Annotated in this window: 1 protein-coding gene; it reads right to left on the reverse strand. The window is 32.5% G+C overall.

All coding sequences use genetic code 11. The features are described 5' to 3' along the window. Nucleotides 1-109: 109 nt before the first annotated feature. A partial coding sequence (locus FCS21_RS17880) for a hypothetical protein (RefSeq protein ID WP_222928006.1) occupies nucleotides 110-428 on the reverse strand: 319 nt, incomplete at its 5' end.

Here is a 428-nt window from a genome sequence, read left to right on the forward strand (position 1 = left end):
ATGAAAAAGTGAAAGCTAATTTTGAGATGTATAAAGAAATGTTGAAAAAAGAATAGGCAAAAAAAATGCGCTGAATTTCAGCGCATTTTTTTATGGAATTATTTGTGGTTTATAGTTCAAAACCATAAGCTAAACGAACACCTACTTGTCCAACTCCTCTATTAAGAGAACCGTTATTGTTTAAACGATCAAAATGATTGTAGTGTGTATAGTTCAAAGAAATATCTATGTATTTAGTTGCATAACCTATACTTGGAGATAACAATAAAGAAGTTTTATCTCTGGTATTTTCTACATTACTTGTTGCAAATGCTGCACCAGCTTCTCCCATTACATAAAATTGGTCATTCCATACGAAAGCTTTAAAACCTGCTTTAGCTGGGATGATACCTAAATCTTTCCCTTCTGTTTGACCAGGAAACCCATCA

The organism is Colwellia ponticola (assembly GCF_005885605.1).
GTDB lineage: Bacteria > Pseudomonadota > Gammaproteobacteria > Enterobacterales > Alteromonadaceae > Colwellia > Colwellia ponticola.